The sequence below is a fragment of the Falsiroseomonas sp. HW251 genome (assembly GCF_050563545.1).
Lineage (GTDB): Bacteria > Pseudomonadota > Alphaproteobacteria > Acetobacterales > Acetobacteraceae > Falsiroseomonas.
Genome location: NZ_JBNXUM010000018.1, coordinates 32,953 through 55,717 on the forward strand (window position 1 = coordinate 32,953; position 22,765 = coordinate 55,717).

General features: G+C 73.7%; 23 protein-coding genes. 8 read left to right on the plus strand and 15 right to left on the minus strand.

What is annotated here, in order from left to right; translation table 11 throughout:
- Positions 1 to 14 precede the first annotated feature (14 nt).
- Entirely contained in the window at positions 15 to 1,187 is a 1,173-nt protein-coding gene (locus ACLF3M_RS21020; RefSeq protein ID WP_430658938.1) for a hypothetical protein, read from the minus strand.
- Between the two features lie 245 nt (positions 1,188 to 1,432).
- Here ACLF3M_RS21020 and ACLF3M_RS21025 point away from each other — a divergent pair, with 245 nt between their 5' ends.
- Entirely contained in the window at positions 1,433 to 1,756 is a 324-nt protein-coding gene (locus ACLF3M_RS21025) for a WYL domain-containing protein (protein WP_430658939.1), read from the plus strand.
- 3 nt (positions 1,757 to 1,759) lie between these two features.
- Here ACLF3M_RS21025 and ACLF3M_RS21030 read toward each other — a convergent pair whose 3' ends face one another.
- Positions 1,760 to 3,178, minus strand: a complete 1,419-nt coding sequence (locus ACLF3M_RS21030) for an ATP-binding protein (protein ID WP_430658940.1) — start codon at positions 3,176 to 3,178, stop codon at positions 1,760 to 1,762.
- Positions 3,179 to 3,185: 7 nt separating this feature from the next.
- Positions 3,186 to 4,340 (minus strand): penicillin-binding protein activator, encoded by a 1,155-nt coding sequence (locus tag ACLF3M_RS21035; RefSeq protein WP_430658941.1) that lies wholly within the window; start codon positions 4,338 to 4,340, stop codon positions 3,186 to 3,188.
- A gap of 77 nt (positions 4,341 to 4,417) precedes the next feature.
- Between ACLF3M_RS21035 and rsmI the strand changes: the two genes are divergently transcribed.
- Complete coding sequence (gene rsmI / locus ACLF3M_RS21040) at positions 4,418 to 5,242, plus strand: 16S rRNA (cytidine(1402)-2'-O)-methyltransferase (RefSeq protein ID WP_430658942.1); 825 nt, start codon at positions 4,418 to 4,420, stop codon at positions 5,240 to 5,242.
- Between the two features lie 33 nt (positions 5,243 to 5,275).
- Entirely contained in the window at positions 5,276 to 6,706 is a 1,431-nt protein-coding gene (locus ACLF3M_RS21045; protein ID WP_430658943.1) for a GNAT family N-acetyltransferase, read from the plus strand.
- Positions 6,707 to 7,039: 333 nt separating this feature from the next.
- Here ACLF3M_RS21045 and ACLF3M_RS21050 read toward each other — a convergent pair whose 3' ends face one another.
- The 3 genes from ACLF3M_RS21050 to hemW all read right to left on the minus strand — a co-directional run bounded on the left by ACLF3M_RS21050 (position 7,040) and on the right by hemW (position 10,185).
- Positions 7,040 to 7,975 (minus strand): hypothetical protein, encoded by a 936-nt coding sequence (locus ACLF3M_RS21050; RefSeq protein ID WP_430658944.1) that lies wholly within the window; start codon positions 7,973 to 7,975, stop codon positions 7,040 to 7,042.
- Entirely contained in the window at positions 7,972 to 8,946 is a 975-nt protein-coding gene (locus tag ACLF3M_RS21055) for a hypothetical protein (protein ID WP_430658945.1), read from the minus strand. The genes ACLF3M_RS21050 and ACLF3M_RS21055 overlap by 4 nt, the downstream gene beginning before the upstream one ends.
- 78 nt (positions 8,947 to 9,024) lie before the next feature.
- A complete protein-coding gene (gene hemW / locus ACLF3M_RS21060; RefSeq protein WP_430658946.1) occupies positions 9,025 to 10,185 on the minus strand; it encodes a radical SAM family heme chaperone HemW in 1,161 nt (386 codons plus the stop codon).
- 17 nt (positions 10,186 to 10,202) lie between these two features.
- Between hemW and ACLF3M_RS21065 the strand changes: the two genes are divergently transcribed.
- The 3 genes from ACLF3M_RS21065 to ACLF3M_RS21075 all read left to right on the plus strand — a co-directional run bounded on the left by ACLF3M_RS21065 (position 10,203) and on the right by ACLF3M_RS21075 (position 12,128).
- On the plus strand, positions 10,203 to 10,676 hold the full coding sequence (locus ACLF3M_RS21065) for a YbaK/EbsC family protein (protein WP_430658947.1): 474 nt from the start codon (positions 10,203 to 10,205) through the stop codon (positions 10,674 to 10,676).
- Positions 10,676 to 11,065, plus strand: coding sequence for an MAPEG family protein (locus tag ACLF3M_RS21070; RefSeq protein ID WP_430658948.1), 390 nt, complete (start codon positions 10,676 to 10,678; stop codon positions 11,063 to 11,065). Before ACLF3M_RS21065 ends, ACLF3M_RS21070 begins: the two co-directional genes overlap by 1 nt.
- Before the next feature lie 79 nt (positions 11,066 to 11,144).
- A complete protein-coding gene (locus ACLF3M_RS21075) occupies positions 11,145 to 12,128 on the plus strand; it encodes a Bug family tripartite tricarboxylate transporter substrate binding protein (protein ID WP_430658949.1) in 984 nt (327 codons plus the stop codon).
- Between the two features lie 167 nt (positions 12,129 to 12,295).
- Here ACLF3M_RS21075 and ACLF3M_RS21080 read toward each other — a convergent pair whose 3' ends face one another.
- The 8 genes from ACLF3M_RS21080 to ACLF3M_RS21115 form a co-directional block, all read right to left on the minus strand.
- Positions 12,296 to 13,837 (minus strand): D-aminopeptidase, encoded by a 1,542-nt coding sequence (locus ACLF3M_RS21080; protein ID WP_430658950.1) that lies wholly within the window; start codon positions 13,835 to 13,837, stop codon positions 12,296 to 12,298.
- 65 nt (positions 13,838 to 13,902) lie between these two features.
- Positions 13,903 to 14,613 (minus strand): ribonuclease activity regulator RraA, encoded by a 711-nt coding sequence (locus tag ACLF3M_RS21085; RefSeq protein WP_430658951.1) that lies wholly within the window; start codon positions 14,611 to 14,613, stop codon positions 13,903 to 13,905.
- Positions 14,610 to 15,434 (minus strand): NAD-dependent epimerase/dehydratase family protein, encoded by an 825-nt coding sequence (locus ACLF3M_RS21090; protein WP_430658952.1) that lies wholly within the window; start codon positions 15,432 to 15,434, stop codon positions 14,610 to 14,612. Before ACLF3M_RS21090 ends, ACLF3M_RS21085 begins: the two co-directional genes overlap by 4 nt.
- On the minus strand, positions 15,431 to 16,630 hold the full coding sequence (locus ACLF3M_RS21095) for a mandelate racemase/muconate lactonizing enzyme family protein (RefSeq protein WP_430658953.1): 1,200 nt from the start codon (positions 16,628 to 16,630) through the stop codon (positions 15,431 to 15,433). The genes ACLF3M_RS21090 and ACLF3M_RS21095 overlap by 4 nt, the downstream gene beginning before the upstream one ends.
- Positions 16,627 to 17,604, minus strand: coding sequence for a Bug family tripartite tricarboxylate transporter substrate binding protein (locus ACLF3M_RS21100; RefSeq protein WP_430658954.1), 978 nt, complete (start codon positions 17,602 to 17,604; stop codon positions 16,627 to 16,629). The genes ACLF3M_RS21095 and ACLF3M_RS21100 overlap by 4 nt, the downstream gene beginning before the upstream one ends.
- Positions 17,604 to 17,744 carry a hypothetical protein gene (locus ACLF3M_RS21105; RefSeq protein ID WP_430658955.1) on the minus strand — a complete coding sequence of 47 codons (141 nt, stop codon included), beginning with the start codon at positions 17,742 to 17,744 and terminating at the stop codon, positions 17,604 to 17,606. The genes ACLF3M_RS21100 and ACLF3M_RS21105 overlap by 1 nt, the downstream gene beginning before the upstream one ends.
- Positions 17,741 to 18,724, minus strand: coding sequence for a Bug family tripartite tricarboxylate transporter substrate binding protein (locus ACLF3M_RS21110; RefSeq protein ID WP_430658956.1), 984 nt, complete (start codon positions 18,722 to 18,724; stop codon positions 17,741 to 17,743). Before ACLF3M_RS21110 ends, ACLF3M_RS21105 begins: the two co-directional genes overlap by 4 nt.
- A 20-nt stretch (positions 18,725 to 18,744) precedes the next feature.
- Positions 18,745 to 19,392: a GntR family transcriptional regulator gene (locus ACLF3M_RS21115; RefSeq protein ID WP_430658957.1), complete on the minus strand. Its 648-nt coding sequence runs from the start codon at positions 19,390 to 19,392 to the stop codon at positions 18,745 to 18,747.
- A gap of 129 nt (positions 19,393 to 19,521) precedes the next feature.
- Here ACLF3M_RS21115 and ACLF3M_RS21120 point away from each other — a divergent pair, with 129 nt between their 5' ends.
- Positions 19,522 to 20,481 carry a Bug family tripartite tricarboxylate transporter substrate binding protein gene (locus ACLF3M_RS21120; RefSeq protein ID WP_430658958.1) on the plus strand — a complete coding sequence of 320 codons (960 nt, stop codon included), beginning with the start codon at positions 19,522 to 19,524 and terminating at the stop codon, positions 20,479 to 20,481.
- Here ACLF3M_RS21120 and ACLF3M_RS21125 read toward each other — a convergent pair.
- Positions 20,478 to 21,602, minus strand: a complete 1,125-nt coding sequence (locus ACLF3M_RS21125; RefSeq protein WP_430658959.1) for a LacI family DNA-binding transcriptional regulator — start codon at positions 21,600 to 21,602, stop codon at positions 20,478 to 20,480. The genes ACLF3M_RS21120 and ACLF3M_RS21125 overlap by 4 nt on opposite strands.
- Before the next feature lie 89 nt (positions 21,603 to 21,691).
- Between ACLF3M_RS21125 and ACLF3M_RS21130 the strand changes: the two genes are divergently transcribed.
- Positions 21,692 to 22,750 (plus strand): ADP-ribosylglycohydrolase family protein, encoded by a 1,059-nt coding sequence (locus tag ACLF3M_RS21130; RefSeq protein ID WP_430658960.1) that lies wholly within the window; start codon positions 21,692 to 21,694, stop codon positions 22,748 to 22,750.
- Positions 22,751 to 22,765: the final 15 nt, after the last annotated feature.

The window sequence follows — 22,765 nt, forward strand, 5'->3', positions numbered from 1 at the left end:
CCTCCCCCGTCCTTCTATTCCGCCGCCTCGCTCGGCACCGCGCCCGCCGTCCGCATGGCGTCGAACTGCGCGTTCAGCCGCGCGACCTCCTCCGCGAGCGGCCGGTAGACCTCGCGCCGGCCGTTCCTCGACGGCATCTCGAACAGGCCGTTCGGGCAGTAGCGGTCGTCGTCCCAGCCGGGATGGCTCAGCACGGGATAGAGACACACCCCCTGGACCGGCGTGCCCGCCGCGATTGCTGCCATCACCTCCTCCGCGACGTAGCGCAGCCAGAGCGGACGCCGGTCGCCCTCGATGCTGGTCTCGCCGAGGAAGACCGGGCGCTGGTAGCGGTCATGCACGCGCTTCAGCAGGTCGCGCAGCGGGATCCAGCGCTCGTCGAAGACGGACATCGGCGCGGCGTCGTGGCCCTCATGCAGCCACCACTGGTTGTTCCAGTAGAAATTGATCCCGATGGCGTCGAGCATGTCCTCCGCGCCGCCGAGCTCCGGCGCGTTGCGGCCGAGGATCATGTCCCAGGCTTCCCAGACGCCGGCGTTGCGGCGGATGGCGGGCTCGATGTCGGCATCAACGTTGGGGCGCCCATGGGTGTGGACCAGCGGCTCCACCGCGAAGACCCGCGTGCCCGGCACGGCGGCCCGCGCGGCGCGCGTGGCCGCCAGCGTCGCGCGCACCGCCTGGCGCTTCACCTCCGGCCCGCGGCCGTTGGTGCAGGGGTTGAAGTGGCCGGTCTCCCCGCCCGCCCAGGCAAGGAAGGAGATCTCGTTCAGCGGGCAGAGGATCGGCGGCTCGCCTGTCTCCTCGAAGGCGAGCTTCGCGAAGGCCGCGGCATAGTCGGCGAAGCGGGTGACGAACTCGTCGGAGAAGAAATCCAGCCAGTCCGGCCAGCCGTAGTGGCAGAGATCCCACACGACCTGCGTGCCGGTCCGCTGCGCGGCGCGCAGCATCGGCAGGACGGGGCTCCAGTCGTAGCGGCCCGGCCCCTCCGCCTCGACGAGGTGCCAGCGCACGCCGTCGCGCGCCGCCCGGATCCCGTGCTCGCCGAGCTGGCGGTAATCCTGCTCGGCAAGCAGGTCATGGTGGGTCGAGGCGATGAGATCGAGCCGGCGGCCATCGCGCCGACGATGCGTCGAGCATTCGAACCCGCCTAGGAAGAAGGAGCGGAACAAGGGCTGGTGCGGGGCCACGCGCAACTCCGGGCTGGTGGACGGAAGAACCGGGTCGCAAACGCCCCGGCGACGGAAGGCTTCCCTCGTCGCGATCACGCACGCGTGAGGGTTGAGCCAGTGATGGCCTACGGTATACAATCAAGGCAAGGGGCGGCGACAGCCCGTGACAAACGCCGCCTTGCTGCACCCTGGGTTGCTGCCCCGCGCGCCGAGCGCGTGCGGTTGCACTTGAAGTTACGGGCATAAATTCCCACATCGAAGCCATGCCGATCCCATGTCCGCCTCCGCTGCGTCCTGGCGCGGCAGTGGCGCTGCTCGCCGCGGCGCTGCGCGCACGCCGCGCGCTCGATCTCCGCTATGCCGGTGCCTGGCGCCGGGTGCATCCGCATGCCGTCGGCCGTTCCGCCCGCGGGCGGCTGGCGCTGCTCGCCTGGCAGATCGCCGACGAGCGCGGCGACCGCGCCCCGGGCTGGCGCCTGTTCGACATGGCACGCCTGGAGGCGCTCGAGCCCCGGCGCGAGCGCTTCCGCCCGCGCGGCGGGGTCGGCCCGCAATCGCCGATCGCCCACCCGATCGCGGCGGCCTGAGCCCTACTTCGCCGCCCGCTCCGCCGGTAGCCACACCCTGAAGGTCGCGCCCGCCCCCTCCTCGCTCTCGATCAGCAGGTGGCCGCGGTGGCGGTTCACGATGTGCTTGACGATGGCGAGCCCGAGCCCCGTCCCGCCCGAGCTGCGCGACCGCCCGCGGTCGACGCGGTAGAAGCGCTCGGTCAGGCGCGGCAGGTGGTGGCGCGCGATGCCCGGCCCGTCATCGGAGACCGCCAGCATCGCGCCAGGCCGCGCCGGAAGCCGGGGATCGGGCGCGGCGGGGGCGACGGAGAGCCGCACCGTCCCGCCTTCCTTCCCGTGCCGGACCGCGTTCTCCAGCAGGTTGCGCAGCACCTGTCCCAGCTGTTCCGCATCGGCGGGCGCGGCGACGGTGCCGGGCTCCAGCGCGGTCTCCAGCCTGGCGCCGCGCGCGGCCAGGATCGGCGCCAGCGCCGCCGCCTCGGCCGCCGCCAGCGAGGCAAGGTCCACCTCGCCCTCCGGCGGCTGGTGTTCCGTCGTCTCGATGCGCGACAGGCCCAGCAGGTCGTCGATCAGCCGCCGCATCCGCTCCGACTGCTCTGCCATGATGCCGAGGAAGCGGTCGCGCGCCTCGGCATCGTCGCGCGCCGGGCCGCGCAGCGTCTCGATGAAGCCTATGACGGAGGCGAGCGGCGTGCGCAGCTCGTGGCTCGCATTGGCCACGAAATCCGCGCGCATCCGCTCCACCGCGCGGTCGCGCGTGCGGTCCGACAGCACGAGCACCTGCCGCCCGCCATCGGCCAGAGGCGGCTCCATCGGGATGACATGCACCTTCAGCTCGCGCGCCACCGGCACGGGCAGCGCGACGTCCACGGCCGCCGGCGCGCCGGCGCGCGCCGCGTCCAGCGCCTCGGCCAGGGCGGGATGGCGCAGCAGCGCCGCGAGATCCCCGATTCCGCCCGCGGCGAGCCCGCCGACCCCACCCGCTCCGCCGAACAGCGCGCGCGCCGCGGCATTGGCCCGCAGCGCCGCGCCGTTCGCATCGAGCACCACCAGCGGGTCGGGCAGGCGCTCCACCACCGCCTCGTCGGCGCGGCGCAGCCGCAGCACCAGGTCCGACCGCTCGTTCACGCTGCGCGCGAGCCGGCGCATGTCGTCGGCGATCGCGGCGACGGAGGGCAGCAGGATGCCGCCGCTTTCCTCCCGCGGGTCGGCCTCGCCTGCCGCCGCGCGCCGCAGCGCGTCGCCGAGGCGGCGCAGGTTCCCCAGCCAGATCCGCGCCAGCACGAAGGCCGTCGCGATGCAGGCGAGCAGCGCGACGGCGCCCGGCAGCGGTTCCACCCAGCCGAAGCCGAGCAGCGCCAGCAGCGCCACGGCCGGCACCCCGCCGATCAGCCCCGCGGCGGCGAGCAGCCGCCCGGCCGGCGGACCGGCCACCGGCATCGCCGCCCTAGAAGCCCGTGCCTGCCGGCTCGGTCGCCGGCTCCACCGCCACCGCCTCACCGCCCGGCGACAGCGCGTAGATCGCGAGCCCCCGCGCGGTCTGCCCGCCCGGCAGCAGCCGCACCGGCCCGTCCGCGCCTTGGAAGCTGCGCGACGCCGTCAGGCTGTCCAGCGGCGCCCGTGCGCGCAGCGCCCGCGCGGCCAGCGCCCCCGCATCGTAGGCCGAGGCCGCGATGCGCGGCGGCGCGTCGCCGAAAGCGTCGCGGAAGCGCTGCTCGAACCGCGCGCGGGAGGTCGGGTCGGGCCCCGGGAACCAGGCGCCGGCCAGCGGCCCCTCCACCCGCAGCGACGGGTCGTTGAGCCACAGCGCGGTGCCGAGCAGCCGCGGCCGCTGCAACGGGTCCATCCCCTCGGCCCAGGCCAGGGCGAAGCGCGTTGCGCGGTCCCCGCCCTCGCCGAGCAGCACCGCGTCGGCCTGCGGCGCGGCGGCGCGTGCGGCGGCGGCCGCGCTGCCCATGTCGGCGCCCACGGGGTGCAGCGACACCGCGGCCGTCACGCCGAGATCGGCCGCCGCGCCCCGCGTCGCCGCGGCCAGCGCGCGCCCGAAATCGTTGTTCGGCGCGGCCAGGACAAAGCGCTGCGCCCCGTCCCGCGCGGCGGAGGCCACAACCCGGCGGACCTGCTGCGCCGGCGTCATGCCCATCACCCAGACGCCGGGCCCGGCGCGCTGCGCATCGTTGGTGAAGGCCAGCAGCGGGACCTGCGCGGCCTGCGCGACCGGCGCGACGGCGGCGGCCTCGGCGCTCGTCAGCGGTCCCACCAGGACGCGGGCGCCGTCGCCGATCGCCGCCCGCGCCGCCGCGGCGGCGCCGCCGGCGGTGCCCCCGGTGTCGCGCGGCACGAACTCCACCCCGGTCGGCGCCTCGTCGAACATGCCCATCACGGCGGCGTTCATCAGGGTCTGGCCGAGCGGCGCCTGCGCGCCCGACAGCGGCAGCAGCAGCCCCGCCCGCGCCACCTGGCCCTGGCCCGGCGCGCCGAAGGGCGCCGCGGTGCCCGGCCGGCTCGGGGCGGAGGGTTGCGCGGCGCAGCCCGCCAGGCCGAGAAGGACGGCGGCGAACAGGCCCGCGCGGCGGGTCCAGGCGCGAGGCGAGGCTGACAATGGCAAGTGACGATCCTCCCCAGCGGGCGGAGCCGGGCGCGGCCCCCCCGGGATGGGCTCCCGGAGGGCTCTGCCTCGTGGCAACGCCGATCGGCAACCTAGGCGACCTGTCCCCCCGCGCGCTCGCCGCGCTCGGCGCCGCCGACGCGGTGCTCTGCGAGGATACGAGGGTGACCGGCCAATTGCTGGCCCGTCATGGCATGTCCGCGCCTCTCCTGCCACTGCACGACCATAACGAAACCGCTGTCGTCCCGCAGGTGCTGGAAAGGCTTCGTGGGGGGCAACGCCTGACGCTGGCCTCGGATGCCGGGACGCCGCTGGTCTCCGACCCCGGCTACCGCCTGGTCCGCGCGGTGATCGAGGCCGGGCTGCCGCTGACCGCCATTCCCGGCCCCAACGCCGCGGTAATGGCGCTGACCCTGTCGGGGTTGCCGCCGCACCCCTTCCTCTTCCAGGGCTTCCTGCCGCCGAAGGGCGGCGCGCGCGCCGCGGCCATCGCGGGGCTGCGCGCGGCCGAGCGCGCCGGGCTTTCCGCCAGCATCGTGCTCTACGAGGCGCCGCACCGCATCGCCGAGACGCTCGCCGCCCTGGCCGAGGGGCTGGGCCCCGACCGGCCCGCCGCGGTCGCGCGCGAGCTGACCAAGCGCTTCGAGGAGGTGCGCCGCGGCAGCCTGTCGGCGCTCGCCGCCCATTACGCCGCGCATGACGCGCTGGGCGAGATCTGCGTCGTCATCGGCCCCGCGCCGGCCGAGACGACAGACGAGGTGGACCTCGACGCCCGGCTTCGCGCGGCGATGCGGAACGCCAGCCTCCGCGACGCCGCCGCGATGGTTGCCGCCGCCACCGGGCTGCCGCGCAAGCAGGTCTATGCCCGCGCCCTGGACCTGTCCCGCCAGGACTGACGCCGGAACGGCGCCTCGGCTACCCTGCACCGCGTGACCTCCGCGGACCGCCTGCTCACGCGCATCACCGTCGCGGCCGACGAGAAGCTCGTCGTCCCGGTGCGCGACTTCTGTTCCCGCGTGCTGGCGCATGCCGGCATCCCGGAAGCCGACCTGCCGGGCTTCGACCTGCTGGTCGAGGAAGCCTGCCTGCACGTCGTGCGCAACGCCTTCGACCCCGGCGCGCCCGGGGCGTTCGACATCGCGGTGATCGCGCGCCCGGACCAGGTCGCCATCGTCGTGGAGGACCAGGGCCTGCCGGAGGATCCCCACCTCGCCGCGCGGCGCGATCCCGGGCAGGTCGGCATCGTGCTGATGCGCGCCTTCGCGCATGAGGTCGTCTTCCGCAACCTCGGCCGCGGCGGCAAGCGGCTGGAGCTGATCCGCCGGCTCGGCCCCGGCCTGCTCGACCCGCCGGAGCCCGCTTCCGCCCCCGATCCGCCCGTCGCGCTGGACCGGGTCGCGATCCGGCCGATGACCGAGGAGGACGCGCCGGGCCTGGCGCGCTGCCTGTGGCGTGCGCATGGCTACGACTACGCGAACGAGCAGGTCTATTTCCCCGACCGCGTCGCGCAGCTGCTGCGCGCGAGGCTGCTGGTCTCCTCCGTCGCGGCGAACGAGGCCGGGGAGGTCGTCGGCCATGCCGGGCTGATGTTCGAGGAACCCGGCGCGCGCGTCGCGGAATGCGCCGTCGCGGTGGTGGATCCGCGCTATCGCGGCCATGGCCTGTTTGCGCAGCTGCAGTCGCACATCCTGGGGCGCGCAAGGACGCAGGGGCTGCACGGCGTCGCCTGCACCGTGAACGCCGCGGCGGAGGACGCGCAGCGCCGCCTGCTGGACCAGGGCGCGGTGGAAACCGCGCTGCTGCCAGGACCCGCGCCCGCTGCCGGCGCGGCGCCGCGCGGCAACCTGCTGCGCTTCCAGCTCGGCGGCGGCGGGCCGGTGCGAGGGGTGCACGCGCCGGCGCGCCACGCCGCGATGCTGCGTGCGATCCTCGACCGCGCCGGGCTGCACCGCGCCTGGCAGGACGGCGCGGCGGAGGCTGAGCCCGCGGCGGCGACGCGGCTGGTGCTGCGCGCCCTGCCCGAGCAGGGCCGCGCCGAGATCCGCATCGGCGCCTATGGGCTCGACGCGCTCGATGCCGTGCGCGCCCATGTGAAGGAGCTGGAGCGGCGCGGCATCGCCTGCACCCTGCTCGGCCTGCCGCTCGGCGATGCGCTGACCGAGGAGCTCAGCACGGAGTTCGAGCGCATGGGCTTCGGCTTCGCGGGCATCGGCATCGAGGCCGCGGATGGCGACGTGCTGTCGCTCGTGCGCCTGCAGGGCGCCTGCGAGCCAACCGTCGCGACGGCCTCCGACCACGGCCGCGCCCTGGCGGACTACGTGCTCGCGATGCGCGCGGAGGCCGCGAAGCGGCGGGAGTGATCGTCGGCACCGCCGCTTCCGTTCTCGCTTTCGGGCAGGGCGATCGCGTTTGGCGGCCGGTTCCCCTTTGATTTCCCTCTCCCCCTGGAAGGGGGAGAGGTAAGGTGAGGGGGTCGCGAAGCTGGTCAGTGCGGCGGTACCAGCGCTTCGCGCTCCACCCCCACCTTGACCGGCCTGCGCGTCCTCGGCTGAAGCCGGCCGCTTCTGCGCCGAGGCAGTGCGTCGGCCCCCGCCCAGGCGGGAGAGGGAAACTCCTGGGCCTCCGACGTAGCGCCAAATCGAGATGCGATGGCCCTCCGCTCGCAAGGAAGGGTCGGGGTGGCAGCCAGTGCATCACCCCGGCGCCGGATGCACCAGCGCCGACCCCGGCGGCAATTCATTCGCCAGCGTCGCAAGGCACGACACGATCCGCCGGTCCGCGCCCAGCGCCACCCCGATCACCGGCACGCCCGCCGCCACCGCATAGGCCGCGACAAGGTCGCGGTTCGTCACCACCAGCGCGCAGCGCGCGACCAGCGCCTTCAGTCGCGCGGGCCCGAGCAGCCGGCGCCAGGCCTCGGGATCCTCGAGCTCCGGCAGCAGCGGCGCCGCGCCGGGCAGCGCGGCCGACAGGATCGCGCGCGTCGCCGGCCCGTCCTCGTCGCCGGTTCCGGGCAGGCGGGTCGGCAGCGGCAGCGCGTGCCAGCCCCGCGCGCGCGCCAGCAGCCGCGTGATGGCCGGCAGGCGCGGCTGCCAGGATTTCCGCATCTCCTCCCCGCCGCGGAAGGCGATGCCGAGCACCGGGCCGTCCGGCAGGCCTCGCGCCAGGAAGGGATCGGGCGCGACATGCCGCTCGGGGTAGCCGAGGATGCGCATCGGCGCCGCGACACGCCACAGCGTGAGCACGTTGGCGGTGCGGTGGTCGCGCAGCAGCAGCGGCTCCGCGCCGTCCATCACCGACACGCCCGCCGGCGGTTCGATCCGCGCCGCCCCGTCCTCGAGCCCGAGATTGTGCACCAGCAGCCGCGCGCCGGCGGCGACCGCCTCCGCCGCGGTCGCCAGCGCGCGTTCCAGCCGGTGCCGCACCAGGAAGGGCCCGGCGAGCACCACCTGCTCCACCCCGTCCGGCACGGTGTCGGGCGGCATCGGCGCGAAGCCCGGCGGCACCCGTTCGGCCGGCGTCGCCAGCAGCATCGGCCCCTCGTGCGGGACGGACTCGCGCGCCTGCAACGTGCAGGCGCGGTAGGTGAGGTCGCGGAACGGCGCCTCGGTGACGAGCAGCGTCCTCACGGCGCGGCCAGTCCGACGCAGCGCGAGCCCGGCGGCAGGCGGTGCGACAGCGCGACGAAGGTGCGGCGCAGGCTGTCGTCCTCGATCGGGTGCAGGCCGATCACGCGCACCCCCGCGCCGATCGCGTGGATGGCGTTGTGCTTGCGCTGCGACAGCAGCGTGCGACAGCGCGCGACAAGCCCTTTCAGCGTCGCGGGCGTCAGCCTGTCGTAGCGGAAGCCGTGGTCGAGCAGCGCGGGCGCCGCGATCGCCGCACCGGGGAGGAAGTCGCGCAGGAAATCCACGATGCCGGCGATGTCGTCCTCCTCCGCGGCGTCGCGATGCACGGTGCTCGGCACCGGCAGCACGGCGTGGTCGTCGAATTCGCGCAGCAGCGCGCGCACGCGATCCGCGTCATGCGCCAGCGCCGCGCGCATGCCCGGCGTCGGGATGATCGAGACGCCGAGCAGCGTCCCGCCGCCGGCCAGCAGCTCCTCCGCCAGCGACGGGTCGGCGGGGATGTCGGCCTCCGGGTGGAAGGTGATGCGCGGCATGCGGCCGAGCCCGGCTTCGGCGGCCATCTCGACGCTGACGTAGTCGCGCACGGTGAAGGACGCCGCGCGCGCGAAGACCTCGCGCGCCGCCCCATCCAGCCAGTCGAGGTCGAATTTCAGCCGCGCCAGGCCGAGGTTGTGGAAGTGGATCTCGGCCCCTTCCTCCTGCGCCTGCGCCAGCGCCGGCATCCAGCGCCGGAAGGCCGCGCCGACGCCGAACATGCCGCCGCCGAAGACGATGCGCGACGGCGCGAGCGCCAGCATTTCCTCGGGTTCCGTGAAGCAGGCGGCGAGCCCGGGCACGCAGCGCAGCGTCCAAGCGGCATCGGGCGAGAGCGCATGGGCGTCGTCGGTCGGGAAGGCGCGCAGCGCCTCCATTAGGCAGAGCTCGTCACCGAGATTGCCGAAGCCATAGGCGCCGAGGAAGGCGGTCGTCATCGCGAATGCATAGCACGAGCCTGCGATTCACGCGCCCGCGCACCCGCCTGCGGCGGGCGCACCTGGCACGATCGCAGGCTATTGCACCAGCAAGGGCAGCATCGCGTCCAGCCGCAGCAGCCCGTCATCCGTCGCGACGAGGCGCCCGTCGCGCCACGCCAGCAATCCTTCCTCGACGAGCGCATCCAGCATGCTGCCGTCGACGCATTCGGCGAAGGGCAATGACGACCGCGCCTCGATCCGCCGGGGATCCACGCCCTCCGCCAGCCGAAGCCCCATCAGCAGCGCCTCCCGCGCACGGTCGCGGGGCGACAGCGCCTCCTCCTCCGTCACGGCGTGGCCGTCGCGCCGCACGCGCGCGAGCCATTCCTCCGGCGCGCGATGCCGCCGCGCCGCCAGGATCGCGCCGTCGAGCGTGATGCGCTGATGCGCGCCGGCGCCGATGCCGACATAGTCGCCATAGCGCCAGTACGCCAGGTTGTGCCGGCTTTCCGCGCCGGGCTTCGCGTAGTTGCTGACCTCGTAGCGGTGCAGGCCGAAGCGCGCGGCTTCCTCGGCGGTGGCATTGTAGAGAAGCGCGGCCTCCTCGCCTTCGGGCAGCGAAAATTCGCCGCGGCCGTGCAAGGTCGCGAATTGCGTCCCCGGCTCGATCGTCAGCTGATACAGCGAGAGGTGATCGGCCGCGAGCGCCAGAGCCCGGCGCAGCTCCGCCCGCCAGGCCGCTTCGGCCTGGCCGGGCCGGGCATAGATCAGGTCGAAGGAGAGCCGCGGGAAGGTCTCGCGCGCATGCTCCAGCGCCGCGATGGCCTGCGCCGCGTCGTGCTGCCGCCCGAGGAAATCCAGCGCCGCCTGGTCCAGCGCCTGCACGCCGAGCGAGGCGCGGTTCACCCCCGCCGCGCGGAAGTCGCGGAGCTTCCCGCGCTCCACGCTGGTCGGATTGGCCTCCAGCGTGATCTCGATGCCGGGCAGCGGGTCGAAGAGCCGCGCCGCGTCCTCGATCAGCAGGGCGGCGGTCGCGGGGTCCATCAGGCTCGGCGTGCCGCCGCCGAAGAAAATCGAGGCCAGCGGCCGGCGCCCCTGGCTCCCATTGGCACGCGCCGCCTCCCGCGCCAGCTCGGCCCGCAGCGCGGCAGCGAAGGCGCCCTGGTCCACGCGGTCCCGCACATGGCTGTTGAAATCGCAGTAGGGGCACTTGGCGAGGCAGAAGGGCCAGTGGATGTAGAGGGCCAGGGGTTCCATTGCCTGGGGAGATAGGGATGTCGGGGGGTTCTGTCGAACGCGTCAGGGCGGCGCTGCTGGCGGCCGGCCATGCCGACACGGTCCAGGCCTTCCCCGAGGGCACCCGCAGCGCCGCCGAGGCCGCGGCCGCGGTGGGCTGCGAGGTCGCGCAGATCGCCAAGTCGATCGTGTTCCGCGGGGGCGAGCGGGTCGTGCTGGTCATCGCCTCCGGCGCGAACCGCGTGGACATCGCCAAGGTCGCAGCCGCGACGGGCCTGGTCATCAAGCGCGCCGACGGCAACTGGGTGCGCGACGTCACGGGCTTCGCGATCGGCGGCGTCGCGCCGCTCGGCCACCTCACGGCGCCGGTGGTGCTGGTGGACCAGGATCTCCTCGCCTACGACCGCGTCTGGGCGGCGGCGGGGTCGCCGATGCATGTCTTCGCCACCACCGCCGCCGACCTGCTGCGGCTGTCCGGCGGCACCACGGCCGATGTGAAGGAGAGCGCCTGATGCTGCTGGTGACCGCGCTCTATGCGAGCCTGCTCGGGCTCTACTTCGTCTGGCTCTCCGCGCGCGTGACCAGGGCGCGCCGGATCCACAAGGTCCCGCTCGGCACGCCGCACCGCCTGGTGGAGCGCGCGGCGCGCGCGCAGGGCAACTTCGCAGAGTATGTCCCGCTCGCGCTGATCCTGCTCGCCCTCGGCGAGATCAACGGCGTGCCGGACTGGGCACTGCACGTCTTCGGCACGCTGCTGGTGGCGGGGCGCGTGATCCACGCCACCGGCATCTCCAGCGAGCCCGAGGATTTCCGCCTGCGCGTCTTCGGCATCGCGCTGACCTTCACGGTCATCCTGTTCGCCTCGGCCGCGCTGCTCGGGTTCACGCTCCGGGCGCTCTGATCCCAGATTGCGGTCGCCTTCGACCGATGGTCGTTGCTAGCCTGCCGGTCCGGACGCTGTTCGAAGCGGGAGGAACGACATGGCACGGGATCTCGGACGGCGCGCGCTGATCACCGCGGCAGGCGGGGCGCTGGCGCTGCCGCGGGTGGCCGGGGCGCAGGGCGCCTGGCCCTCGCGCCCTGTCACCCTCGTCGTGGGCTTCCCGCCGGGCGGGCAGACCGACTTCGCCGCGCGCGTCCTCCAGCCCGGGCTGCAGGCGGCGCTCGGCCAGCCCGTGGTGATCGACAACCGCGGCGGCGCCGGCGGCAACCTCGGCACCGATGCGGTGCTGCGCGCCCGGCCGGACGGCTACACGCTGCTGGTCGGCAATTCAGCGCCGATGACTATCAACCCGCACACCATGGGGCCGCTGCCCTTCGACCCGCTGCAGGCCACGGCGATCGGGATGATGCTGCAATCCTCGCTGATCCTCTGCGTCCATCCGTCCGTCCCCGCCCGCAACGTGCAGGAGTTCATCGCCTGGGCGCGGCCGCAGAACGGACGCGTGAACTACGGATCGTCCTCCGCCGGCAGCCTGACGCATACCGCGATGGAGCTGCTCCGCCTGCGCGCCGCGCCGCTGCCGGTCGAGCACGTGCCCTACCGCGGCTCCGGCCCCGCGCTGCAGGACTTCATCGCCAACCGCTTCAGCGCGATGTTCGACGCGGCAAGCGTGATGGCGCCCTTCATCCAGGCCGGCCAGCTGCGCGGCATCCTCGCCACCGGACCGACCCGCAGCCCCGCCTTCCCCGACATCCCGACGGCGACGGAAAGCGGCATCCCGGACTACAGCTTCAAGGCCTGGATCGGGCTCTATGGTCCGCCTGGCACGCCGCCCGAGATCGTCGCCCGGGCCAATGCCGCGCTGAACCAGGCGCTCGATCCCGCGACGCGGGAGCGCATCACCGGGCGCGGCGACGAGCCCGGCGGGGGGACCGCGGCGGAGCTCGCGGAGACCACCCGCAAGGACTTCGCGACCTGGGGCGAGGTGGTGCGCATCGCGAACATCAGGGCGGACACCTGACTACAACGCCAAGCAGACCCGCGCCCGCGACCAATGGCACCTCCTCGGCCGCCGGGCGCGCAAGGTCCTCTCCCACACCATCGCCGTCCTCTGCTGTCAGAGCGTCGGCATCTCCCCGCTCGCCTTCGCCAAGCTCGTCCAAACCCGAAACCCGCACACCGGGTTAGCTACGCCCTCTCGTAGCTCAGCCGCCGCGCCAGCCAGCAGCCGATCTCGATGGCGACTGCCTTCCCCTCCTCCCGCCGCACGGCCAGCGTCCAGTCACCGGGTGGCGCATAGTCCAGCGCGCGGGCGCAGGGCAGGGCCCAGAGATCATCGCCGACGGGCTCCAGCATCTCCATGCGCGACATCCCGAGGAAGCCAGCGAAGGCGCCGTAGAGCACGCCGCCGGCCGCCTCGATGTGGAGCTCCGCATCCAGCTCCGCGCAGCGCCAGCTTCCCGCGATGTCGGCCGCCGGCGTGCCCTCGGCGGGTATCAGCGTGGAGGCGACATTCTCCTCCGGGCGCTCCATCCGCAGCCCCGAGGCGTCGCGCAGGAGCCTCGTGCGGCCGTTGGTCGCGCTGCCGTCGGGCATCAGGTCGAGCGTCTCGGGCCGAGGCCCGAAGCGCAGGCGGAGCTGGCCCGGCGCGGCGAGGTCGAGGCACGCGGCAAGCCCCGTCTCCGGCTCCCGATAGGCGCCGAGCCAGTCCGGCGCCGGCAGCGACGCATCGGGCTTCGCGGTCTCGGCGTCCAGCACCGCGCCGAGCAGGTCGAGCGCCGCGCCGGATGCATCGGAGAGGTGGTTGAACAGCACCACGACGGAGATGCGTTCCGACGGCACGTAGAGGCGATGGCTCCGCCACCCCCGGAGCCCGCCGCCATGGCCGAGTATCGCGCGGCCGAACGCCGTCCCGCGCCCGAGCCCCCAGCCATAGGCCGCCGCCGCACCGTCCGCGAAGGCGACGGGCGCGGCGAGGCGCGCGGGCAGCGACTCCGGATCGTCGCGCCCGGCGTCGATGAACTTCTCCCAGGCGACGAGGTCGTCGAGGCTCGCCGCCATCCCGGCATCGCCGGTCCAGATGATGTTGTTGACGGCAGGCCGGAAGCCGCTGGCCTGCGTGCCCTCGTAGCCCTCGGTGCCGTCCGGCATGGCACGGGTGTCGGGGGCCATGAAGGCGGTCTCGATGCCGGCAGGGTCCAAAACGTGCCGCCGCAGCAGCCGCGCGAGATCCTGTCCCGTGCGGTCCTGCAGCGCGTCCGACAGCAGCCGAAAATTCTGGTTCACGTAGGAGAAGCGCGTGCCCGGCGCGAAGTGCAGGGTGCGGGTGCCGGCGATGACGCGCGCCGCTTCCGCCTCTCCGAACGCGGCCTCGGCCGGGGAGCCGTGCAGCATCGCCACCGCCCAGTAGTCGCGCAGGCCGGACTGGTTGTGGCAGAGCAGGCGCGCCGTCGGCACGAGCTCGAGTTCCGGCAGCCGCGCCCCGATTGCGCGGTCGAGCCTGGCGGGATTGCCGCAGGCCGCGAGCACCGTGGCGCAGGTGAACTGCTTGGTGATGGAGCAGATCCGGAACAGCGTGCGCGGCGTGAAGGCGATGCGGCGCTCGGCGTTGGCGTAGCCCCAGGCATGGCGCAGCAGCACCTCGCCGTCCTTCAGCACGGCGATGGCGCCACCGGGGCCGGGGTATCGGCGCGGCAGCGCGGCCGCGACCTGCTCGAGCGTCTGCGTCATGGCGCGCAGCTTCGCGCGGCACGGCGCGGGGGGTCAAACCGGAGGCGCGCTCGGGTCGCGGCGGATCACCGGCGCTCGCGCCGCCAGGCATCGAAGCGGGCAAGCGTGTCGGCATTCGGGGGATAGACGCCGACGATGGACCGCCCGGCCTCGATCTCGGTGATCAGGAAGGCCTCGCGCTCTTCCATCGCCGCACCCTCGGCGGCGACCTCGGCGGCGAGATGCGCGGGCACCACCACCACCGCCTCGGAATCGCCGAAGACGATGTCGCCGGGATAGACGGCGACGCCGCCGCAGGCGATCGGCACGTTCATGTCGGCGGCGTGGTGGCCCGTGTAGTTCGGCGGCGCGGCCGCGCCGCTGCAATAGACCGGCAGGTCGGCGCCGGCGATCGCGCCGGTGTCGCGCACGCCGCCATCCAGCACGATCCCGGCCAGGCCGCGATGGCGCAGCCGCCGCGCCAGGATCGAGCCGATACCGGCGATGTGCGGATCGCCCCGGCAATCCGCGATGAAGACATGGCCCGCGGGCGCGAGCTCGATGGCCTGGCGCTGGATGTTCGCGGGATCGCCGCCGGAGCCATAGGCGTCCATGTCCTCGCGCGCGGGGATGTAGCGCAGGGTGAAGGCCGGCCCCGCCATCGGCGGCAGGCCCGGGTTCACGGGCCGCACGCCGCGCAGGGCGGTGTTCCGCAGCCCGCGCTTCACCAGCAGCGTGGTCAGGGTGGCGGCGGAGCAGCGCGCGAAGTCCGCGCGCATCGCGTCGGTCATCGTCATGGTCCGGCGGTGTCCTCTCCGGTCCGGCTGTAGCCGCGTGATGCGAAGGCGCCGCCCTGGAAGCGCTCCGCGACCGGATCGCCGGAGCGCAGGCCCGCCACCGCGTCGCGCCACGCCTCGGCGCTGTCGCGCGGCGCCCAGCCGATCAGCGCGCGGTCGTCCCCGGCCCAGAAGCTTGCGGCGTTGTCGGAGGCCCCCCAGACCATCGCCCAGCCCGTGCGCGGGGCACGGATGGCGCAGGCGCAGAGGCGCGCCAGATCGCCGGGCGACAGCCAGGTCGCGAGCATGCGCGCATCGGCCGGCGCCGGCGTGCAGGAGCCGATGCGGATGTTGACGCTTTCGACCCCGTGCTTGTCCCTGTAGAGCCGGCCCATCTGCTCGCCATAGACCTTCGACAGGCCATAGAGTCCGTCGGGCCGATAGGGCGATGCGGCGTCGAGCCGCTGGTCGGGCCGCGCCGGCCGGGCGTGGTAGCCCATGGCGTGGTTGGAGGAGGCGAACACCACGCGCGCGCCGGCCAGCCGCGCCGCCTCGTAGACATGGCGCACGCCCGCGAGGTTGGCGGCGGCGATCGCCTCGGGCGGCGCGTCGTCGTTCGGAATGCCGCCGAAATGCAGGATGGCGCGGCAGCCCCGTGCCATGCGCGCCAGCGCATCGGCATCGGCGAGGTCGGCCGGCTCGAACACCGCGCCCGGCGGCACCTCAGACGGAAACGGGCGCAGATCGGTCAGGCGCAGCGCGAAGTTCTCGTCGGCCAGCGCGGTCGCAAGCGCCGAGCCGAGCCGCCCCGATGCACCCGTGATCAGGACGGCCGCGCTCACGTCAGGCCCGTGCGGGGCGTGCGCGGCTGGGTATAGAGCGTGGCGCCCTCGGTCCCGGCGGGCCAGCCGCCGGACGGCAGCCCGACATTGCGGATGGACGGATTGCCGGCGACGAAGGCCTCGTCGATCGCGACGCCGAGGCCCGGTGCGGTCGGCAGCGTCACATGGCCGTCGCGCAACTCGGGGTGGCCGCCCTTGATGGTCTCGCCGCGCCCGGGCCAGTCCGGGTCCATGCGTTCCAGGATCAGCGCGTTCGGGATGGCGGCGAGCAGGTGGATCGCGGCGAATTCCGCGACCGGGCCGAGCGAGCCGGAATGCGGCGCCACGGTCGCGAAGCGCGCCTCGGCCAGGGTCGCGATCTTGCGCAGGCCGGTCAGCCCGCCGGCGCGGCCGCTGTCCGGCTGGATCACGTCCACCAGGTTCTCCAGCAGCAGCGGCGCGCAGCCGTGCAGGCCGCCATGCCGCTCGCCGCCCGCCAGCGGCGCCTTGGTCGCGCGGCGCAGCGCGCGGTAGCCCTCGATGTTCTCCGGCGCCACCGGCTCCTCGACGAAGAGCGGCCGCAGCTCGGCCAGCGCGTCGCAGATGACGATGGCGTCGGGCAGGCTGAGCCACGGCGGGCCATGCAGGTCGATCATCAGGTCGGCGTCGGGCCCGATCGCGTCGCGGATGGCGCGTGCCTTGGCCACGGGGTCGGCGACGCCGCCGGTCTTGATCGCGGTGTAGCCCTTGGCCAGGGCCGCCTTCGCCTGCTCCGGCGTGCTGGCATGGGTGTAGCAGCGGATGCGATCGCGCACCGCGCCGCCCAGCAGCTGCCACACCGGCACGCCGAGCGCCTTGCCCTTGATGTCCCACAGCGCCATGTCCAGCGCGGCGATCGCGCCCTGGCCGACCGCGCCGCTCATGCCGTGACCCATCATCGCGACGCTCATGCGCTGGGTCAGACGCTCGATCGCGAAGGCGTCCTGGCCGACCAGCACGGGGGCGATGTCGTTCACCGCCGTCTCGACCACGCGCGGCCAGCCGCTGCCCTCGCCGAGGCCGGTGATGCCGGCATCGGTCTCGACGGTGACGAACAGCCAGTTTCGCGTGCCTGACGTGATGGAGTTCTTCACGTCCGCCGCCCAGCCGGAAACGCCTAGCGGCCCGGCCTGCATGAGGTGCGTGCGGATCGCGGTGATGCGGGGATTGCTGGTCATTGCGCGGTGATTCCTGCGTCCCGAATGACGGTTGTCCATCGCGTGGTCTCGGCCGCGACGAAGTCGGTGAAGGCAGCCGGCGAGGCGCTGAGCCGCGGCTCGATCCCCGACCGCGCCATGCCGTCCTGCAGGGCGGGCGTGCGCACCGCCTCCTGCACGGCGTCGAACCAGCGGGCCATGATCGCGGGCGGCGTCCCCGCGCGCAGCATCACGCCATGCCACGAACTGATGAAGACGTCCGGCCCGAATCCCGCCTCGGCGATCGCGGGGGTGTTCGGCGCGGCGGCGATGCGCTCGGCCTGCATCACCGCCAGGCCACGGATGCGCGCGGCAGCGATGTTTCCGGGTATGGCGGCCTCGGCGACGGTGAAGGAGCAATCGACCTCGCCTGCCAGCAGGGACTGCATCGAGGGCGCGCCGCCGCGGAACGGCACATGCGTGAAGCGGAAGCCGGCGCGGCGGGAGAACAGCTCCGCCGCGAGGTGCGAGGAGGTGCCGACGCCGCCCGAGGCGAAGGTCAGCTCGCCGCCCCGGGCCCGCCCGGCCGCCACGACCGCGGCCGCATCATCCAGGCCGGAGCGGATGCTGGCGAGGAAGTAAACCGGCACATGCCCGGTCTGCGTGAGCATCGCGAGGTCGCGCGCGGGATCGTAGCCGAGCGGCATGAGCGCGGGGTTGGCCGCGAGGTGGATGGCGGCGAAGCCGATGGTGTGACCGTCCGCCGGGGCGCGCACCATCGCCTGCGTCGCCAGGTTGCCCGAGGCGCCGGTGCGGTTCTCCACCACCACGTTCTGGCCGAGGATCGGCACCAGTTCGCGCGCCAGGAGCCGGGCGACGTAGTCGATGACGCCGCCGGCGGGAAAGCCGACCTGGAAGGCGATGGTCCGGTCGGGACTCCAGCCCTGCTGGCCGAGCGCCGGCAGGGGCAGCGACGCGCCGGCGGCGAGCAGCGCGCGGCGCGCCAGGTCCGGCATCAGAAACAGCCTCCCTTGGCACCGGTCTCGGCGACGGAATCGCCGGCCTCGATCCAGGCGAAGCGCTCCGCCACCAGCCAGTCCAGCTTCATCGCGCCGACCTCGGCGCGCAACCTTGCGGCGGGGTCGCTCGCGGTCATTGCGCGGTGATCCCGGCTTCGCGGATCAGCGACGTCCAGCGCCCGAGCTCCTCGAGGTAGAAGGCCTGGAAGGCAGCGGGGTCGGGGCTGGCCGTGGGCTCGACGCCGAGGCCCGACATCCGCTGCACGAAGTCCGGCGCGCGCGTCGTCGCGACGGTCGCGGCGTGCAGGGCGGCGATCGCGCCGGGCGGCGTCCCGGCGCGGACGCAGATGCCCTGCCACGACCGCATCATCGCAGCGGTCGGCAGGCCGAGCTCGCCGAAGGACGGCACGTCCGGCAGGCCGGGCGTGCGGGTCTGCTGCATCACGCCGAGCATCCGCACGCGCCCCTCGGCGACGGCCGGCGCCTGGTAGGAGGCGACGAGGTCGAACATCATCTCGACATCGCCCGTCATCAGTGCCTGGAAGGCCGGCGCGCCGCCGCGGTACTGCACCGCCTCGAACCGGCCGCCCACCGCCCGGAACAGCAGCTCTCCCCCGAGATGGGAGGAGGTGCCGGTGCCGGCCGAGGCGATGCGGATGATGTCGTCGCCGGGCCGGCGGGAACGCTCGATCGCCTCCGCCATCGTCGTGATGCGCGATGCCGCGCTGGCCATCACCACCACCGGCAGCGCCGTGAGCTGGCCGGCCATGGCGAGATCCGTCCGCGGGTTGTAGCCGAGATGCGCGATGAGCCCGGGATTGGTCACGAGCTGCAGCCCGGCGAGCGCCAGCGTGTACCCATCCGCCGGCGCCCCCACCACCGCCTGGGTGGCGAGATTGCCGGAGGCGCCGGAGCGGTTCTCCACGACGACGTTCTGCCCGAGCGCGCGGCCCATCTCGGCCGCGGCGAGGCGGGCCACCGCATCGGCGGTGCCGCCCGGCGCGAAGCCGACGACGAGCCGCAGCGGCCGCTCGAACCGGAAAGCGGGCTGGGCATGGACAAGGGTGGGCAATGCAAGGCCGGCGGCGATGAGGCCGCGCCGCGAAATCGCGGTCATTGGTGTCTTCTCCTTGGACGTCAAAGGCGCTGCAGCAGATCCTTCTTCGCGCTCATCGAGTGGTCGAACGCCGCGACGGCGGCGCCCTCGGCATCGCGGGCGCGGATGGCGGAGAGGATGGCGCGGTGCTGCGCCGCGGCCTCGGCCATGCGGCCCGGACCGAAGCCGAGCCGCAGCCGCGCCGCGTTCACGAAGGCGCTGCGGGACTTGTAGAGCGCGGTCGCCTGCGGGTTGTCGGCGGCGGCTTCGAGCGCGTCGTGGAAGGCCTCGTTGGCGTCGAGCGCGGCCATCGCGTCGCCGCGCCCGGCGGCCTCTGCATAGGCGCGCTCGTGGCGTTCCATCGCCGCGACCTCGGCCTCGGTCGCACGCTCCGCGGCGCGGCGGGCGAGCAGCGACTGCAGCGCTCCCCGGAGGTCGTAGAGATTGTCGAACAGCTTGGCGTCGAGCACGGGCACCACGGCGCCGCGGTGCTCGCGCATCTGCAGCAGGCCCTCGCCGGCGAGCGACAGCAGGGCCTCGCGCACCGGGCTGATGGAGACGCCGTGCGCGCCTGCGATGGCGCCGAGGGTGCGATGGGTGCCGGGCGCCCAGTCGCCCGACAGGATCTCGCCACGCAGGCGGTCCCGGAGGATGACATAGGCTGGCGTCGAGGCGGCAGGCAGGGCCATGTGTTCTTATAGACAATGCATTTTATAAAATGCAAGATGTCATTCGGACCGGCCTTCACCTTGGCCGTTCAGGGATGACGGGCGCGCACGCGGGAAGGCGGTGGCGTCACGAGGGAGGAGACAGACCCCATGCACCGACGATCGCTGCTGTCCGCCGGCGCGCTTGCAGCCCTTCCGCGGGTAGCCCGCGCCCAGGCCTTTCCGGCCCGTGCCATCCGGTTCCTCGTCCCCTTCGGTGCCGGCACCGCCACCGACAACACCGCACGCTTCATCGGTGCCCGGATCACCGAGGCGACGGGCCAGCCTGTCGTGGTGGACAACCGACCCGGCGGAAACGGCGTGATCGGCGTCATGGCGGCCAAGGCGGCGCCGGCCGACGGCTACACCGTGATGATCACCGGGATGACCACGCAGATCGGCAATCCCGAGCTGATCCCGAACCTCCCCTACGATCCCGTCGCGGATTTCGCGCCGCTGACGACGCTGGGCCGCGGCGCGATGGTGCTCCTGGTCAGGCCGGCCGGCCCGCATGGCAGCGTGGCCGACCTCGTCGCGGCAGGGCGGCAGGCCCCGGGGCGCCTCACCTTCGCGTCCGCCAGCCTCACCAGCCGCGGTGCCGCGGAGGTCCTGAACGCCGAGACGGGGATTGCCGCCGTCAACGTCTCCTACCGCGCCTCGCCCGCGGCGCTGACGGACCTGATCGGGGGGCAGGTGGACTTCGCCTTCACCGAGACCCTGACCGCAATGCCCCTGGTCCGCAGCGGGACCTTGCGCGCGCTCGGCGTCTCGCAGCCGCAGCGTGTCGCTGGCCTCGGCGACGTGCCGACCTTCGACGAAGCCGGCATTCCCGGCCTGCGGCTCGCGGTGTGGAACGCGGCCTATGCGCCGGCCGCCACGCCGCCGGCGATCCTCGATCGGCTGAACGCCCTTCTGACCGATGCGCTTCGCCGGCCCGAGACCGAAGCCTTCTTCGCGCGCGACGGCTTCCAGCCGATGCCGCTCGACAGCGCCGCCTTCGCCCGCTTCCAGGCGGAGGAGCACGTCCAGTGGGCCGCCATCATTCGACGTGCCGGCATCACGCTCGACTAGGACCAGGTCTGGGATGCCAGCGGCGGCGGTGCCGTGCTGTCGCGCACCACCAGGCGGACGGCAACCTCGTTGACGGCCGGGGTCACCCGCCCCGCCATGAGGTCGAGCAGCAGCTCGCCGGCGCGCTGGCCGATCTCGCCGGCCGGCACCTGCACCGTGGTCAGGGGAGGCGACAGGAAGGCCGCGAAGTCGAGATCGTTGAAGCCGGCGACCGACACGTCCCGCGGCACCTGGCGCCCCTGCGCGCTGGCCTCGATCAGCGCGCCGAAGGCGAGCTGGTCGTTGCCGCAGATGACCGCGGTCGGACGAGGCCTGGCGCCGAGCAGCGCGCGCATCGCGATCCGGCCTTCCTCGATCCGATAGGGCCGCTCGATCAGCCGTTCCGCCCGCAGCGTGAGGCCGGCCGTGGCAAGCGCGGCGCGCACCCCTTCGACGCGCGCCGCGGCGCGGTCGTTGTCCGCGATGCGCCCGGCGATCACGCCGAACTCGCGATGGCCGAGATCGAGGAGGTAGCGCGTCAGCGTCGCCGCGGCCGCCCGGTTGTCGAACCCGACGCAAGGGGCATCAGGCATCAGCGTCCAGGTGCAGACGACCGGCACCCCCGCCGCGTCCAGGGCAGCGACCGTCGGCGCGGCGTGCTGCGCGCCGACGAGCACGATCCCGTCGATGCCGCGCGCCAGGAGTTCCAGCACCTCGCGGCGCTCGGCATCCGGATCGTAGCCCGAGCTGGCCAGCAGCAGCGTGTAGCCCGCCTTGTCCACGACATGCTGCAGGGCTTCCACGGCGATGGCGAAGCCCGCATTGGCAAGGCTCGGCACGACGGCCGCGATCGTGCGGCTGTGCCGCGTGGACAGCGCGCGCGCCGCGCCGTGCGGGAGGTAGCCGAGATTCGCGGCGGCGGCCTGCACGCGCTCCCGCAGCACGGGACCGACCGCGCGGCCGGAGGTCAGCACGCGTGATGCGGTGGCGAGGGAGACGCCGGCCTGCCTTGCGACGTCCTGAAGGCGAGGGCGCCGACCGTTCTGGAAAACTTTTTCCATACGCCTTGTCATGCCAGCATTCCGGCCGCTGCTCAATGCTGAATGAATCAGTATTTGACAGGGGCGGAGGGACGGTGACATCGTCGGGGCAGGTTGGAAAGCGCTTTCCAGAACAGCGCCTCCATCCGTTCAAGAGCGCCCGGCAGCGCCTGCCGGCGGAAACCAGATGCGTGCCGCCGCACGGCGCGCCGGAGGACGACGTGGACGTCACGCAGCGCAGCACAGCCAATCGTCCCGACCGCCTCACCGGCCATGCCGAGGCCTGCCTGGTCTTCGGCATCGTCGGCGACGCGATGGGCACGCCATCCGAGAACCTGACCGCCGACACCATCGCCGCGCGGTTCGGCCGCATCGAGACCTTCACCGGCACCGGCACCGACGACACGATCATGCGCGACCTCCTGGCCGATGCGCTGATCGCCACCGAGGGCCGCGCGACCGCCGACGACTGGGCCCGGCAATGGCTCGACCAGGCGCGGGAGATCTTCGGCGTGAAGGTCGGCAAGTTCTTTCCTTCGGTCCTGCATGCCGCGCGCAAGCTGAGCTACGACTACCTGCCGCGGCTCGTGCATCTCGGGAACATGCCGAGCTCGAGCTCGGCCATGGCGATCAGCCCGGTCGGCATCGTCAACGCGGCGAACCCGACGGCCGCCGCATCCCAGGCCTTCGACATCGCCGGCCTGATCCATGGCGGCGAGGTGGGGTTCTGCCAGGATGCCGCCGCGTCGCTCGCGGCCGCCATCGCGGCCGCCCTGGCCCCCGGCGCGACGCTCGACGACGCCATGCGTGCGGCGGAGGACGCGATCAGGCCCTGGAGCGGCGGCGAGATGCGGGGCCTCGTGCGCGACGCGATCGCGCTCGCGCGCGACAGCGGCAGCGAGGCCGCTTTCCGCGCGGCCTACCAGGCCCGCTTCAGCCGCGTCATCGCCTGCGATTCGCGCGAGACCGTGCCGGCGGCGCTCGGGATCTCGATCCTCGCGGCAGGCGATCCGTGGCTCGCCTGCGTCATCGGCGCGAATTTCGGGCGCGACGCCGACACCATCGCCTGCATGGCCGGCGGACTTTGCGGGGCGCTCGGCGGCATGCCCGACGACATCGGCTCGCGGCTCGATCCGCTGCCGCCCGATGCGCGCGCGCTGCAGCGCGACAGGGCCGAGGCCCTGGTCCGGGTCGCGCGCATGAAGGCCGCACGGGAGCTGGCGGCCTGGCAGCGCGCCGCCGCGCTGTGACGTCCGAACCAGAAG

Excerpts from the sequence above, each read along its gene's own strand:
- ACLF3M_RS21025 (WP_430658939.1), top strand. The coding sequence starts at position 1,433 with ATGCCGATCCCATGTCCGCCTCCGCTGCGTCCTGGCGCGGCAGTGGCG.
- ACLF3M_RS21030 (WP_430658940.1), bottom strand. The coding sequence starts at position 3,178 with ATGCCGGTGGCCGGTCCGCCGGCCGGGCGGCTGCTCGCCGCCGCGGGG.
- ACLF3M_RS21055 (WP_430658945.1), bottom strand. The coding sequence starts at position 8,946 with ATGACGACCGCCTTCCTCGGCGCCTATGGCTTCGGCAATCTCGGTGAC.
- hemW (WP_430658946.1), bottom strand. The coding sequence starts at position 10,185 with ATGGAACCCCTGGCCCTCTACATCCACTGGCCCTTCTGCCTCGCCAAG.
- ACLF3M_RS21065 (WP_430658947.1), top strand. The coding sequence starts at position 10,203 with ATGTCGGGGGGTTCTGTCGAACGCGTCAGGGCGGCGCTGCTGGCGGCC.
- ACLF3M_RS21070 (WP_430658948.1), top strand. The coding sequence starts at position 10,676 with ATGCTGCTGGTGACCGCGCTCTATGCGAGCCTGCTCGGGCTCTACTTC.
- ACLF3M_RS21075 (WP_430658949.1), top strand. The coding sequence starts at position 11,145 with ATGGCACGGGATCTCGGACGGCGCGCGCTGATCACCGCGGCAGGCGGG.
- ACLF3M_RS21080 (WP_430658950.1), bottom strand. The coding sequence starts at position 13,837 with ATGACGCAGACGCTCGAGCAGGTCGCGGCCGCGCTGCCGCGCCGATAC.
- ACLF3M_RS21085 (WP_430658951.1), bottom strand. The coding sequence starts at position 14,613 with ATGACGATGACCGACGCGATGCGCGCGGACTTCGCGCGCTGCTCCGCC.
- ACLF3M_RS21095 (WP_430658953.1), bottom strand. The coding sequence starts at position 16,630 with ATGACCAGCAATCCCCGCATCACCGCGATCCGCACGCACCTCATGCAG.
- ACLF3M_RS21100 (WP_430658954.1), bottom strand. The coding sequence starts at position 17,604 with ATGCCGGACCTGGCGCGCCGCGCGCTGCTCGCCGCCGGCGCGTCGCTG.
- ACLF3M_RS21105 (WP_430658955.1), bottom strand. The coding sequence starts at position 17,744 with ATGACCGCGAGCGACCCCGCCGCAAGGTTGCGCGCCGAGGTCGGCGCG.
- ACLF3M_RS21110 (WP_430658956.1), bottom strand. The coding sequence starts at position 18,724 with ATGACCGCGATTTCGCGGCGCGGCCTCATCGCCGCCGGCCTTGCATTG.
- ACLF3M_RS21115 (WP_430658957.1), bottom strand. The coding sequence starts at position 19,392 with ATGGCCCTGCCTGCCGCCTCGACGCCAGCCTATGTCATCCTCCGGGAC.
- ACLF3M_RS21120 (WP_430658958.1), top strand. The coding sequence starts at position 19,522 with ATGCACCGACGATCGCTGCTGTCCGCCGGCGCGCTTGCAGCCCTTCCG.
- ACLF3M_RS21125 (WP_430658959.1), bottom strand. The coding sequence starts at position 21,602 with ATGTCACCGTCCCTCCGCCCCTGTCAAATACTGATTCATTCAGCATTG.